A 13,379-nucleotide genomic window follows, 5' to 3' on the forward strand; every position below is an offset into this window, starting at 1 on the left:
CTCATGATTCGATTCGCTGCATTCTCGGCCACGCTTTTGCTTGCGAGCCTTTGCCAAGCCGCACCTGCCCAGGGTATCGATCCTTCGCAGCCAGCTTTGCGAAAGCCTGAGGCATTGGTCCTCAGCCATGATGGACAGTTTCTTTTGACGGCCAACCGTGGCACCGGAACGGTCTCGATCATCGACCGAGCCGAGCGGAAACTGCTTGGCGAATGGCAGGTGGGCCAATCGATCATCGAACTACAGCCGCTACCTGACAACCGCTACGTGGCACTCGATGGCCAATCGCACGAAGCCATCCTGCTCTCGCACCTCGACGGGCAGTTGGCGATTCTGTCGAAGGCCAAGGTCCCTTACTCCCCGGTCAAAGCCGATATCAGCCCTGACGGGCAGCAGATCGTGGTCAGTTGCCTTTGGCCTCGCAAACTGGTTTCGCTGAACGTGGCAGGCGACAAGTTGGTCGTCGCCCAAGAGCTCGTCCTGCCGTTTGCTCCCCGGGTCGTGTTGTTCGTGCCGGATGGCCAAACGGTCCTGGTCGGCGACAACTTCGGCGGCAAGCTGGCCAACGTCGATCCGCAGACACTCGAAGTCCGATACATTCGCGAGTTCCCTGCGCACAACATCCGCGCGATGACCCTTTCGCCCGATGGCACGAAACTGCTTCTGGCTCACCAGCTTCTTAACAGCCTGGCCGTAACCAACGAGAACGATATCCACTGGGGCTTGCTGATGAGCAACGAGCTGCGGTGGGTGCCTCTGGACATGGTTCTCGATCCGGAAGGGGACTTCTACGGCAACGGTTTCATGCATCCGATCGGCGAGCCTGGTCGTGGTGGCGGCGACCCAACCGACATCGCCGTGATCGACGACCTTCAAGCAATCGTCACCATGGGCGGTACCAGTCAGGTTGGCATCGGCAAGTACGAAGCGTTCGGCCTGTTTCGCGTATCGGTCGAGCAGCATCCGACCTCGGTCGTTGTTTCCCCTGAGAAAGATCTGGCGTACGTGGCCAATGGCTTCGATGACTCCATCTCGCTGGTCGATGTCGAGAAGGCCGAGACGATCGGCAAGATCTCGCTCGGGGCAACACGCAAGGCAGAGCTAGTCGATCAAGGCGAACAACTCTTCCACAATGCTCGTCTGTCGATGGAAGGCTGGATGTCTTGTCATAGCTGCCATACCGATGGTCATACCAACGGGCTGAGCAGCGACAACCTCGGCGATAATTCGTACGGCGCTCCGAAGCGAATTCTATCGCTGCTAGGCAAGGCCGATACAGCTCCGTTTGGCTGGCTGGCAGTCAGCGACACGATGGAGGCTCAAATTCATAAGTCGGTGAAGAATACGATGCATGGCCGTAGGCTTTCCGACGAAGAGACTTCGGCCCTGGCCGCCTACGTGAATAGCCTTCCGCTGCCACCACCGATCGATCAGTTGCAGCAAACCCGGGACGAAGCAGCCGTAGCCCATGGCCGGCAGATCTTCCTGCAGAACAACTGCATCAAGTGCCACGCCCCGCCGCTGTACACTTCGCGAGAGTCGTACGACGTCGGCATGCACGATAAAGAAGGAAACCGCGAGTTCAATCCACCGTCGCTACGGGGTATCGGACATCGTGATACGTTCTTCCACGATGCCCGGGCGACGTCGCTGCGAGATGTGTTCGAGATCCACGGCCATCAGTTGTCGAGCGAACTAACCGACCAACAACTGAATGACTTGCTCAGCTTTCTGCGAAGCTTGTAATCCGAACGCTTATTTGCCTTCGGTCAGGATCTCGGTCTTCAGCCAACCGGTCGCCAGTTCTGGCCAGCCGGTGACTCGCTTGTCAGTCGGACGCAGACCGTAGCCATGTCCGCCTTGCGGGAAGATGTGCAGTTCCGCCGGAATACCCAGTCGCTTCAAACCCAGGTAATAGGCGATGCTGCCGGTCGAGCTGATGCGGTCGTCGCTGGTGTGAATCAGGAAGGCAGGTGGCGTCGATTCGTCGACGGCGACTTCCTCGGTCAGTTCGGTGTCTTTGTCCTTCGGATTCAGATAGGCCGGGTAGATCAGCACGCTGAAGTCAGGACGAGCGTTCAACCGGTCCGCTTCATCGACCGCTTCGTAAGTCTTCTCGTCGGCATTGGAAGCGACGGCGGCCAGGTTGCCGCCCGCCGAGAAACCGAGGATCCCAATCTTGTTTGGATCAATCTTCCACTCTTTGGCATGAGCACGCGTCACGCGAATGGCTCGCTGGGCGTCCTTTAACGGATTGACGAAGGCTTCGCCATCTTTTGCCCGCGGGACGCGATAGTGCAGAACCACGCCGGTTACACCGATCTCGTTCAACCACTTCGCCACTTCGACCCCTTCCAGGTCGTAGGCCAGAATGTTGTATCCACCACCGGGGCAAATCACGATGGCGGCTCCGGTGTCGATATTCGGATCAGGCTTATAGACGGTGATCTTCGGCTTGGTCACCTTGGTTACCCGGCTCCCGATGCGTTCGTCCATCTCTTCGACGATCTCTTCCTTTTCACCTGCGGCCAGTCCTGGGACTTTACCTTCCGGCCAAAGATCAAGAGCGACCGGCTCGGCGGCCGAAAGAGGCAGCACCAACCCAACCAACATCAAGGCTAAAGAGAACGTCAGAACTTTCATGGGATGCAGTATCTCGAGGAGGAAATGGGGCAGGGAATAGTGCAAATGCACTGGGCTGAAAATAACCCGCTCTGTCGGCAAATGCAAACGCCTGCTATTTGCTGGTCAGTTCGAGGTCGAAATGATTCGAGCCAGCTTCCACCGTGCGGACCAGTTCCGACTCGCGATTGAATTTCGCCGGCACCTTCTCCGGCACGCCAGGATCTTCCACTCGGCCATTGTCGCCGATCACTTTCTCGCGAAAGGTCGTGACCCGGATCTCATGATCCCCCAGCAGTGCTCCCTTCGAGCCGGCGGCGAACTCGATCACAAAGTGACCCGAGTCGTCGGTGATCCCTTCCGCTGTCCGGCCACCTTCGACTGGAACCAGCGCGACGACGGCATGGGGCAGGGGACTGCCGTCGAGTGTCACCGTGCCATCGACCGTCCCCAGTTGCGGTCCCGAAGAACCACAACCCACCAACATGAAACTAAGCAAAATCAATCCCAATGAACGCAGTACCATAGCGACCTCAACTTTCGATGCCGTAACGTGAAGCTGGAAAACCGTGACTCGTGATTAGTAGTCGCCGATCGGATTTCCGTCGTTGCGGCAGATGAGGTATTCGTAAACGCTGTCGACAGTCGAGTCGGTGTCGTGATCGATCGTTTCCGCCAGGAAGTGTGTCGAACCATCCAGGAACAAGAACTGGGCACCGCCTGGATGATTGCTGCTGAAACCACGATCGCAATCTTGCGAATTGGTGCAGTTCAACGGCCAGCGTCCGCCCCCCACGACATACGAATTGCCTTGCAGGCTATGGTTGGCCGTATCGCCGTTGGCCACCAGCTGGGTGGCAGCTCGCAAGTTTCGATCGGCCAGCCGCCAGGTTCGCTCGCCGATGGCAATCGTGTTACTCGTTCCGTCGGTGAAGTCGGCGAAGGTGAAAACGACCCCGTTGGTGTCTTTCGCCATGAACCCATTCCAGGTATCGCGATCGAGCGTATTGCTGTCGTTCGCCCCTATATAGTTGGCCAAGGCAATCTCGACGCAGCCGCTTCCAGTGCAGTCGGCACTACCGTCGCCACTGCCGGCCGGCACCTTGCGGGCCGTATTCAAATCGGGGCTCGCCGAGGACGGACATCGATAGCCGTCGAAGCCTTCTTTGGCAGCGGCCAGGCGAGCGGCATCGTTCAGCGAGACCTCGCCGGGGAGCTTGCCAACCTGCAGCAGATCGTAAAGGTTGCCTTGCTCGACTTGTGGAAGCAGGAACGCCGTCCATGCCCAGGTACCGCATCTCCCTTCCGGACAGCTACTCACGTCCAGGCGAGCCTTGTCGAGCATCATCGCGCTGGGGAACTTGCGATGGGTGTCGTGATAGCTGTGGATGGCCAGGCCAATCTGCTTGAGATTGTTCGAGCATTGCATGCGCCGGGCCGCTTCGCGCGCCTGTTGGACAGCGGGAAGTAACAAGGCGATCAGGACCCCAATAATGGCAATCACAACCAATAACTCAACGAGGGTAAACCCTTTTGCGCGGGCCATGGAGACCTCCGGGTCGAAGAAAGGAGAGGGATAGATGGACAGCAGTCAATCAGCTCAATAACGCTGAAGATCTTTGGCAGGAGCTGGCCATCTTATCGCGAGACCCGAGCAATAGAAAGTTTTATTTCTTTGTTTTTTTCTGTTTGTCTCTCTGGACGATTGCCGACGTCAAAAATAGGAGATGGGCGAAGTGTGCCTGCCAGCATAACGGCTAGCAATATTAGCAGTTAAGAGGCACGCCGTTTGCACCCTAACGAGTCGACATACCTGGCATCGCCGAGGATGACGCGAAAGCGGCTTCGAAAGAATTTCCGAGGGAATGGTGAAGAAGCGGAAAACTTCCACCATCTCACCTTGCGGAGAAGGGCCAATTTAAGCGTTAATTATGAGTAACTCTCCTAAACACTCTTATGAATCAGGAACCCAAACAATGGGCCACAAAGCCGTTGTTGTCGTCTCTTTAGACGAACAAATGGCTGGCGGAGCGTATCTTCTGCGAGAAGTCGCCGATGCACTTCAACCAGAATCGCTACCGAATCTTAACTTCCTGGAACCTACGCCGATCGAGGCCATTCACAACGCCGAAAGCCCACTCCCGAAAGGGTTTATGTTTCTCGGAACCGTGATCGCCAAGCGTCCGACCGAAGTCGGCCGACTGACCGATATCGACCTTTGGAATCCATCGGAATACAAGAACGACCTTCTCGGTCCATGGCATCGTCGGATGACCAAGGCTAAGAAGGGCGAGCACATTCCTCAGCTCGCTCGGGCACTGTTCCTTCATCACGAAGAGACCATTCGCCCAGATCAAATCGCCGCCACCATCCTGCCAATGGTCCGCCGAATCGGTCTTTGGACTCGATTCTGGAACAACCAGCAAAACAAAAAGGCAACGCCCGCTACCTAAGATTAGCGAGGCGATTTAGAAACGGCGTTGGTGAGATAATTCACCCGCCGCATATGCCGCACGGCTTACCTTCTTCGGCCGTGCAGTAACGACCACGGCTCGTTTTACCGTAGTGGTCACACTGGGCGTTGTGCCGAACGCCGCTCGAACTGTTTAGCCAGAATCCGGTCGGAGTTGTCATCTCGGCCGCCTTGGCTTTCTCTTCTTCCGCCTCTCGACGTCGCTTTTCGTCGAGCCGAAATCGCCAAGGTTGCTGCGGATTCGGATCGCTCCAAATACCTTTCTGTCCCTTCTGGCTCTGTTTTTGAAGATCTGCCAGGTGAGCGTCTCCGCTGAAATGGCGGTAGTGCCAGGCCATGCCCGATTCAATCTGGTCGTGATTCAACCAGCGATCGTCGACATAAACTTGTCCCAGGATCCGGCCGTACTGATCTTCCGAGGTGTAAACGACCAGGACCTCTTTGCCGTGACAGGCCTCGGAAAGGGTTCGCTTCGACTTGTTGCCGAAAGCCTGATTGCTCTCCGGGGCGTCGATTCCTTCCAGCCGCACACGCCGCTGCTGCTTGTCGGCGTCGAGCACACCGATCGTGTCGCCATCCGCCACAAACACCACTTTTCCCCGCAGAATCCGCAGCGGATGATCAGCGATCCACTCGCGATCTTCTACGGATAACCGTGCCACCGGAATAAGCATCCTTTGCCCAGTTTCCGGCCACAAACAGGCCTGATCGCCGTCGACGTACGCGAATCGCGATTTTGGCAGAGAATTTTTTTCGACGTCTCGCCACTCGCGAAATGGGTCGACCAGCGGTGGATCAGGCTCGGCTTGGGCTAGGATCGCACCGGCCGGCAGCAATGCCAGCAGCAACAGCAGAAAGGCAAATCGATCGCGAAACATGACTATTTTGGATCCCGCCGTACGGCAAGTAACTCTCGGAAAAAACAGCATGCCACCGCCGGCCGGGCCAACGATGGCATGTCTAGTTTAGTTCAGATGGAAGATGCGTTCTGCACCTTATTCGTTCAACGCGGCAGCAGCGGCATTCTGGAATTCCTTCCGCAGATCGCTGCCATCACTATTACCAAGGTTCGATCGCTGAACGAGTAGCAGGAAGACGCGTCCCTTCACAGGATCGGCCCAGCTTTGCGTACCGAACGCTCCACCATGCCCGAAACTGCCGGGGCTGAGTGCCGCGGTCACGCCCTGCGGCTCTTTGACAACGCAGTAGCCAAGTCCCCAGCCATTGCCTGGGGTGAAGCCGGTCACGATGTCGCCGGTTTGCAGACGGGTCAGTTCTTTGACCGACTCTCGCGACAAGATCTTGGCGTCCCCCAGAAAGCCACCGTTGAGCATCATCTGGTAGAACCGTTGCAGATCACGGGCCGTCGAGTACAGGCCAGCACTTGGGTTCGGATAGGGATCGGTTTCGACGTTACCGATCCAACTGCTGTTTTCCTTCAGCTCGCCACTATCTTTGTCTTTGGCGTACAAGGTGGCGATGCGTGGCTTTTGCTCGTCGGTCGGTTTAAAAGTGGTGTCATTCATCTTCAACGGGGTGAAGATCGTCTCTTGCAGGTACTCGGCGTACGGCTTGCCCGAAGCGACTTCGATCACGCGACCTGCCACGTTCAAACCTGGGCTGTACTCCCACTTGGTTCCCGGGACGCTTCGTAGCGGACGTTCGGCGAGAACCTTGCCGGTGTTTTCCAGCGACTTAACCACGCGCTGATCGCCACCCAGACCCGACGTATGCGTCAGGACCTGGCGAAGCGTGATTGGCTTGTCGAGCGGCTTGCCATCGAGTTTAACATTGGCGAACTCAGGGATGTACTTCGAGACTGGATCGTCTAGGTTCACCTTACCTTCTTCGACCAGCGTCATCAGCGCCGTCGCGGTGATCGGCTTGGTCATCGAGGCAATCGCGAACATGGTATCGGTCGTCATAGGCTTGTGGGCGTCGATGTTGGCATCACCGATGGCGCTGAGGTGCACCACCTTGCCGTCTTGCGAAACGAGAATCACCGCCCCGGAAACGACATCTTCCTCGACCAGCTTGGCAACCGCCTGATCGATCGATTCGATCACCGGGGTCTTCTGGCCGGTGTCCTGGGCCTGGACCGGAATGCTGGTGGCTAGCAGGGCGACAACGGCCAATCCTCGCCAAAGTGTCCTAAGGTGTGCTTGCATCGCTTCATGCCCTTATGCAGAGATTCTCGGGGTGGGAAAGCTGGCAGCGTACCGCAATCCCCAGGGGTGTCAAGCAATTTCCACCCACCTGAGTTGGTGGGTATATTCCGCAAACCCGCCATGAAGTGTTCATGAATGCGTTGAGTTCCAAGGGGTTTCGTAGTTAGAATAGGCTCTCGCCCTGGACGGCTTGCCCGTCACTCTACGAATTGATTCGAGGTCTGATGCGACGTTTCGGTAGTTACGCTCTGATTGCCACCTACATGGTGGTGCAGCTTTTCGGTCAGGTGATTCATGCCTGGTCTGGCTGTGAGCACGCGCACCTGCCGGGACATTTCCACTCGGTCGCCGCAGTCGATCACGACGACCACTCACACAGTCATTCGCATTACCACCACCATCACAATGCCGACTCGTCGGAAGCTCCGGCCGGTCCTGGCTGGAACGATACCGACCACCAGCATGGCATCGTGGTCGATGGCTGTTTGCTTTGCCAACACTTGGCCCTGGGGCAGATTGCTCCGGCCACTGCAGAAACGGCGACCCAGGCCGTTGTTCTCGATCAGCTGATTCCTTACTCGGAACGTCTGGCCACACAGAAGTGGCTTGGTCCGAATTCTCCCCGGGCTCCTCCGGTAGCGTAGTTCTCCGCGCCACGCGTTTTCTTGCGCGTGATGAAGATTGAGTGGGACTCTCGCTCGATCTCCACGTTTGGGAAACCTTGATTCCGCATAGGCATCGAGTTGCCCAATCGCCTATCCCTGTGCCGACTTGTCCTGACTATCAGGCAGGTTGCCGCGCGACGCTATCCGTACCTGTCCCAACAAATATCCCGGGATGCCGCCATGGCATCTTCGGTTGCCCATACCAAAGAGAATTCGAGATATGTCCCAACGCAAAGGTTTCACCCTCGTCGAACTGCTGGTTGTGATCGCCATTATCGGTGTTTTGATTGCCCTGCTTCTGCCGGCCGTACAACAAGCCCGCGAAGCTGCACGTCGTACCTCGTGCTTCAACAACTTGAAGCAGTTGGGCCTGGCAATGCACAACTATCACGACACCTTCCTGACCTTCCCCAGCGGTTACATCGCCACCGATAGCGACCACAAAACGCCGCTCGCCGAAGGCCAACCAGGCTGGGGCTGGGCGTCGTTGATTCTGCCGCAGATGGAACAAGGCAACATCGCCGATAGCCTGATCAACTACAACTTGAGCATCACCCACGGCAACAACCAGGCCGCTCGCGAAACGATCATCATGGCCTATGCCTGCCCAAGCGATCGTTCGCCGGAAGTGTTCGAGCTACACGACGAAAGCGAAAACCATCTGACCGACCTCGCCTCGGCTAACTACATCGGCTGCTTCGGTACGACCGAACTCGATGCCTGTGAAGGCCTGGCTTCCGGTCAACGCTGCGATGGCAACGGTATGCTCGGCCACAATGCCAAGCGCCGCATGGCCGACATCACCGACGGTACCAGCCACACGATGATGGTCGGCGAACGTGCGACCTCGATCAGCGGTGGTTCCGAACCATTGTTCAGCACGTGGGTCGGTTCGGTCAGTGGCGGCGAAGAAGCGATGGCTCGAATCCTCGGCATCGCCGACCATGCTCCCAACAGCCAGTACGAAGAAGAGCACGACGACCACGACCATGGTGAAGAACATCACCACCTCGACGACTTCGGTAGCCGTCACCCAGCCGGAACCAACTTTGTCTTCGCGGACGGTTCGGCTCACCTGATCACCGAAACGATCGACCTGAACGTCTACCAGGCCTTGGCCACACGTTCCGGTGGCGAAGTCGTTCCAGGCGACGCTTACTAATCCAGCCGCGGCAAAAAAGAAGCGGCCTGAGGAAACTCAGGCCGCTTGCCACGGAACTTGATTCTTGGAAGCGAACCGGTTAGTTCGCCACTTCCTCTTGCCGAGCGGACCGCATTTCAGCCAGATGCTTGGCGAACGCTTCGTGCACAAACTGCGGTGCTGAAACGAGTACGCTCAAATTCGTAGTAAATGGGTCAGCCTGAACTTCGAACAGATCCCAACGGGGACCGACTTCCTGGCGGATCGCTTCGACCAACGTCTTTAGGTTAGTCTTGAAGACACGCTGATCGGTCGTGGCGAAGCCTTCGTATGAGGACAAGTCATAGGCCTCGATCGTGCGAACATACGTGGACATTATCCGTGGTCCTTCGGTCACTTCTCGATAAGCGTCGAGTTCGGAAAGCATCGCCTTTCCAAACTCATTCTCCTCACCATACTTGTCGAGCACACCCCGAGCTAGCAATTCGGCCGTGTGATAATGTCGATCCGTCAGGGCCTTGTGATACATCGACAAAGTATCCTGACTAGGCGTTGCGACCTTCGACTTATCTTCCGCGAAGCCGGTGGAAGCCAGTGCACAAAAGACACAGCCTGCTAGCAGATTCTTCAGTTTTGCCATTCTTTCAACCTTCTGAGATACGTGCTGCAATCATGGTGAAGGGGAAAGGTAGCACCAGATTAAGAATTAGGGCAACGCGAATTTTAAAAAACCGCGATGAATCGCATGCTGGCGGCGATACCGCGTCAATCGCGCCACAATCGATCGTCATCGAGAGCTTACAGGGCAAAGCCGAGTAGGTTTTCTTCTTCTTCCACAATCATGGGAGAGACCGAGACGCTGCGCAGCGGCACACCAAGTGGTCGGCCAGCGCGAAGCTCCCATAGAGGGAGAGATCCGTTGATCATGCGGCAATAGAGTGGCAACGCCCGTCGCGCGGTCCCTGAGATGTATTCGACTTCCGGACCATGACTTCCGCGAACAAAGACCGGCACACCTTCAGTTGGCTGCTCGGCAGCTGCGGTCGTGGTTGCGAAACCAATTAATAGCAGAGCGAACCATCCACAAAATCGCATCGCGTTCTCCAGAAACGAGAAGACCAGTCGAGCCACACAGGCACCATAGCATGGCCTCTCGTTTCGCCACAACGCGAGTTATTCTTCCGGGTCGGCGTACGACTTCAACTGTCCGCAATCGGGACAGCGGTACGTCGTTACCAGATAAACTCCCTGGCGGCTGAAGATCGCCGTTCCCATCCGCCTTGCGGTCGGCTCGCCGTCGTACCAGCGCGTTTGCTGCTGGATCAGTCCTGTGACATGTTCCGGCATAAAGCCTTTCGACATCGCGACATCGCAATCGTGGCAAATCACCTCTCTCATCGCTCGCTTTCCTGGTTCGGATCGCCTATCCTCGGGGGAAATGCTTCCCATTGGCTCCCCACCTTAAGGCCACCTCTCATGAGATACTTCGCTCTTGCGGCTCCATTCTTGGCGATGATTTTCGCGCAATTCACCTTCGCCGAAGAGCCTGCCAAGGGGAATCGTCTGCGACTGGAAACGAGTGCCTATCTGCAGATGCACGCCGAGAATCCGGTCGACTGGTATCCCTGGGGAGACGAAGCGCTGGCCAAGGCCAAACAAGAGAACAAGCCGATCTTCCTGTCGATTGGTTACGCCAGTTGCCACTGGTGCCATGTGATGGAGAAAGAAAGCTTCTCGGACCAAGAGATCGCCGAGCTGCTCAACAAGCATTTCGTTTGCATCAAAGTCGATCGCGAAGAACGCCCCGACGTCGACGCCGTCTACATGCTGGCCACGCAGATCATGTCAGGCGGAGGTGGCTGGCCGCTGAACGTGTTTCTGACGCCGGAAGGCAAACCGTTTATCGGCACAACCTATCTGCCACCCAACGATCGTGAAGTCCCCGTTGCCGACGGTCAGGCAGTCGCCGTGCAGCCAGGCTTTTCGACGTTGCTCAAACGGGTTGAATTGGTTTGGATCGAACAGCCTGATCAACTTCGCGAAGTGGGGGACAACGTAACCCGGGCCCTGAAGCAGGTCCTCGGTCGTCCGCTCCTTCCGCCAGACCTCGCCGAGTCGGACGCGATTGTGCGGACCTTCGATCGAACGCTGGAGAAGGAATTCGATCCTCGCTTTGGTGGATTCGAGTTTGACGAAGCGAACGACAAGCTACCGAAGTTCCCGCAGCCTTCGTACCTCTATTACTTGCTGAAGCGAGCCGAGGCCGGGCATGCCACCTCGGCCAATATGCTTCGCTTGACGCTCACGCGAATGGCGGCAGGGGGAATCTACGATCAGGTCGGTGGAGGCTTCCATCGTTACAGCACCGATCGCCACTGGAAGATTCCTCACTTCGAGAAGATGCTGTACGACAACGCTCAACTCCTTTCAATCTATGCCGCTGCTTCGGAAACGCTCGAGGAACCGCAGTTCGCCGGCACCGCACGCGGCATCGCCGACTTCGTCCTGGCCGAGATGACCAGCCCTGAAGGTACGTTCTATAGCGCCATGGACGCCGACTCGGAAGGGGAAGAAGGCGCCTTCTATCGCTTCACTCCGCAGCAGTTGCAGCAAGATCTCTCGGCCGATCAGCTACGTTTGGCGGAACAAGCGTTTGGCATGACGGGCAAACCCAACTTCGAGCAGAAGTACTTCGTGCCGCAGTACCATGGTGCTCCGGAAGCGGACAAGCTAATCGCTTTAAAGGAACGGCTACTCGAACTTCGCAACCAGCGCGAGAAGCCGTTTCTCGATCAGAAGGTGATCACCAGTTGGAACGGGCAGATGATCCGCGGCCTCGCCGATGCAGGTCGCATCCTCAACGAACCTCGCTACACCGCAGCCGCCGCCAAGGCAGCCGATCATTTACTGAAAACCGCCGCCAACAATGATGGCCGACTGCGACGCACGCCGGAAACAAAGGGGAATCAACCGACCGCGTATCTTGATGACTACGCCATGCTGATCGACGGGCTACTCGCTTTGCATGAAGCCACCGAAGAACAGCGTTGGCTGGACGAAGCCGTCAAGCTGCAAGCCACCCAACAAGCCCACTACTGGGACGAAACAGGGGGCGGCTATTATTTCACGCCGGACGATCACTCGGACTTGATCGTTCGTGGCAAACTGTTCACCGATGGGGCGCTGCCGAGTGGCAACGCGATGGCGGTCAGTAACCTGAAGCAACTGGCGAAACGCGTTCCCGCCAATGCCGATGAGTACAACGCATGGGTCGAGCACACGCAGAAAGCCAGCGCTGTTCTCTTGAACGACCATCCCAACAGCACAGCCCGGATGGCAGCGGAACTGGTGCCGTAGCGACCGCCAGCGACTTACATCATGTTCATGAAATAGATCAGGATCGTCGGCACCATGTAGATCAGGCCGACGAATATGCCGACCCAGTGCAGCTCGTTACGCGGTCCCTCTTTCGTCGCGTAATCCCAGATCGCCAGCCCCACCAGCACGCCAATCGCCACGATCGCATTGGCCAACGACAGGCCGCTGAGGATCGTGCTGTAGTTGTAAAGGTGGAGGATATACGAGAACAGAACCAGCACTTGTATGCACCCGGCAAGCACCACGAACACAAGCCACCACCGCCAATGCCTCCGCACCGGCAATAGAATCCCCACTCCGATCGACAACAATACCTCGACCATAACTTGCACCGCCAGAATCAAGAGCAGCAGCGTATTCACTCCGTCGATATCGACTTCTAAAGCTTCCCGAAACACCCGACGAATCAGCGACGTCACCGTCTGGAGTACGAGTGCGCTACCTACCAGGCACAAAATCCAATGCCCTGGCTGAAAGTCGGTCTTCTTTCCCTGGAACCAGCGCCGAGCGAACAAGAACAACCCAGTGCCCCCCAGCGTGAAGCTGATGAACGAGCAGCACGCCACTACGACATAGAGTGATGGGAGGTTGCTGTCGGCGAAGTCTTGCAACCACAAGGCAGCATTGACCGCTCCGATCGTCACGCAGGCCATGATGTCGATCAGGGTGATTTTCGCCCGGTCGTCCTCTTCCCGCTTCACCGGCTGAGGCGTCGTTTCTTCCATCTGCCATTCGTCTTGCTGGTTGTCGGTCATCGAAACTTCCTGGGTAAGTGCCATCGGGAACCATTCGTCCCGTCCATAGCTTGCACGATGCTATGCGCAAATTCCAGTCGTCAGTGCAAATTGTGCGTAGTCGCCGTAAAGGGTGTTTCGGGAACGCTGTTTTCTGTTGTGGTTGCTCTGAATCGATCTATGATGAATTCAACCCCG

At 56.9% G+C, this 13,379-nt stretch carries 14 protein-coding genes; 5 read left to right on the plus strand and 9 right to left on the minus strand.

Annotated features, from left to right (window positions below; all coding sequences use genetic code 11):
- Positions 1-3: 3 nt before the first annotated feature.
- Positions 4-1,746 (plus strand): cytochrome c peroxidase, encoded by a 1,743-nt coding sequence (locus AB1L30_RS20565; protein WP_367015531.1) that lies wholly within the window; start codon positions 4-6, stop codon positions 1,744-1,746.
- 9 nt (positions 1,747-1,755) lie between these two features.
- Here AB1L30_RS20565 and AB1L30_RS20570 read toward each other — a convergent pair whose 3' ends face one another.
- From AB1L30_RS20570 to AB1L30_RS20580, 3 genes are all read right to left on the minus strand, one after another.
- The gene (locus tag AB1L30_RS20570; protein ID WP_367015533.1) at positions 1,756-2,643 is read right to left on the minus strand and encodes an alpha/beta hydrolase; all 888 of its coding nucleotides are present in this window, start codon (positions 2,641-2,643) and stop codon (positions 1,756-1,758) included.
- Positions 2,644-2,737: 94 nt separating this feature from the next.
- On the minus strand, positions 2,738-3,148 hold the full coding sequence (locus AB1L30_RS20575) for a carboxypeptidase-like regulatory domain-containing protein (RefSeq protein ID WP_367015535.1): 411 nt from the start codon (positions 3,146-3,148) through the stop codon (positions 2,738-2,740).
- 54 nt (positions 3,149-3,202) lie between these two features.
- Positions 3,203-4,168: a DUF1559 domain-containing protein gene (locus AB1L30_RS20580; protein ID WP_367015537.1), complete on the minus strand. Its 966-nt coding sequence runs from the start codon at positions 4,166-4,168 to the stop codon at positions 3,203-3,205.
- A gap of 430 nt (positions 4,169-4,598) precedes the next feature.
- On the opposite strand from AB1L30_RS20580, the gene AB1L30_RS20585 reads away from it, so the two are divergent.
- Positions 4,599-5,075, plus strand: a complete 477-nt coding sequence (locus AB1L30_RS20585; RefSeq protein ID WP_345089427.1) for a hypothetical protein — start codon at positions 4,599-4,601, stop codon at positions 5,073-5,075.
- 40 nt (positions 5,076-5,115) lie between these two features.
- Here AB1L30_RS20585 and AB1L30_RS20590 read toward each other — a convergent pair whose 3' ends face one another.
- Together AB1L30_RS20590 and AB1L30_RS20595 are read right to left on the minus strand one after the other, a co-directional pair.
- On the minus strand, positions 5,116-5,973 hold the full coding sequence (locus tag AB1L30_RS20590) for a thermonuclease family protein (RefSeq protein ID WP_367015539.1): 858 nt from the start codon (positions 5,971-5,973) through the stop codon (positions 5,116-5,118).
- Positions 5,974-6,090: 117 nt separating this feature from the next.
- Entirely contained in the window at positions 6,091-7,263 is a 1,173-nt protein-coding gene (locus AB1L30_RS20595) for a serine hydrolase domain-containing protein (protein ID WP_367015541.1), read from the minus strand.
- Between the two features lie 224 nt (positions 7,264-7,487).
- Between AB1L30_RS20595 and AB1L30_RS20600 the strand changes: the two genes are divergently transcribed.
- The gene (locus AB1L30_RS20600) at positions 7,488-7,907 is read left to right on the plus strand and encodes a hypothetical protein (RefSeq protein ID WP_367015543.1); all 420 of its coding nucleotides are present in this window, start codon (positions 7,488-7,490) and stop codon (positions 7,905-7,907) included.
- Positions 7,908-8,148: 241 nt separating this feature from the next.
- A complete protein-coding gene (locus AB1L30_RS20605) occupies positions 8,149-9,090 on the plus strand; it encodes a DUF1559 domain-containing protein (RefSeq protein ID WP_367015545.1) in 942 nt (313 codons plus the stop codon).
- A 79-nt stretch (positions 9,091-9,169) separates the two neighbouring features.
- Here the strand turns inward: AB1L30_RS20605 and AB1L30_RS20610 are convergent, their stop codons facing one another.
- From AB1L30_RS20610 to AB1L30_RS20620, 3 genes are all read right to left on the minus strand, one after another.
- Positions 9,170-9,709, minus strand: coding sequence for a hypothetical protein (locus AB1L30_RS20610; RefSeq protein WP_367015547.1), 540 nt, complete (start codon positions 9,707-9,709; stop codon positions 9,170-9,172).
- Between the two features lie 158 nt (positions 9,710-9,867).
- Entirely contained in the window at positions 9,868-10,200 is a 333-nt protein-coding gene (locus AB1L30_RS20615; RefSeq protein WP_367015549.1) for a hypothetical protein, read from the minus strand.
- 42 nt (positions 10,201-10,242) lie between these two features.
- Positions 10,243-10,467, minus strand: a complete 225-nt coding sequence (locus tag AB1L30_RS20620; RefSeq protein ID WP_367015551.1) for a hypothetical protein — start codon at positions 10,465-10,467, stop codon at positions 10,243-10,245.
- 78 nt (positions 10,468-10,545) lie between these two features.
- Between AB1L30_RS20620 and AB1L30_RS20625 the strand changes: the two genes are divergently transcribed.
- Positions 10,546-12,426 carry a thioredoxin domain-containing protein gene (locus AB1L30_RS20625; protein ID WP_367015553.1) on the plus strand — a complete coding sequence of 627 codons (1,881 nt, stop codon included), beginning with the start codon at positions 10,546-10,548 and terminating at the stop codon, positions 12,424-12,426.
- Positions 12,427-12,440: 14 nt separating this feature from the next.
- On the opposite strand, the gene AB1L30_RS20630 is transcribed toward AB1L30_RS20625, so the two are convergent.
- Complete coding sequence (locus tag AB1L30_RS20630; protein ID WP_367015555.1) at positions 12,441-13,226, minus strand: hypothetical protein; 786 nt, start codon at positions 13,224-13,226, stop codon at positions 12,441-12,443.
- Positions 13,227-13,379: the final 153 nt, after the last annotated feature.

The sequence above is a fragment of the Bremerella sp. JC817 genome (genome assembly GCF_040718835.1).
In the GTDB taxonomy this organism is placed as follows: Bacteria; Planctomycetota; Planctomycetia; order Pirellulales; family Pirellulaceae; genus Bremerella.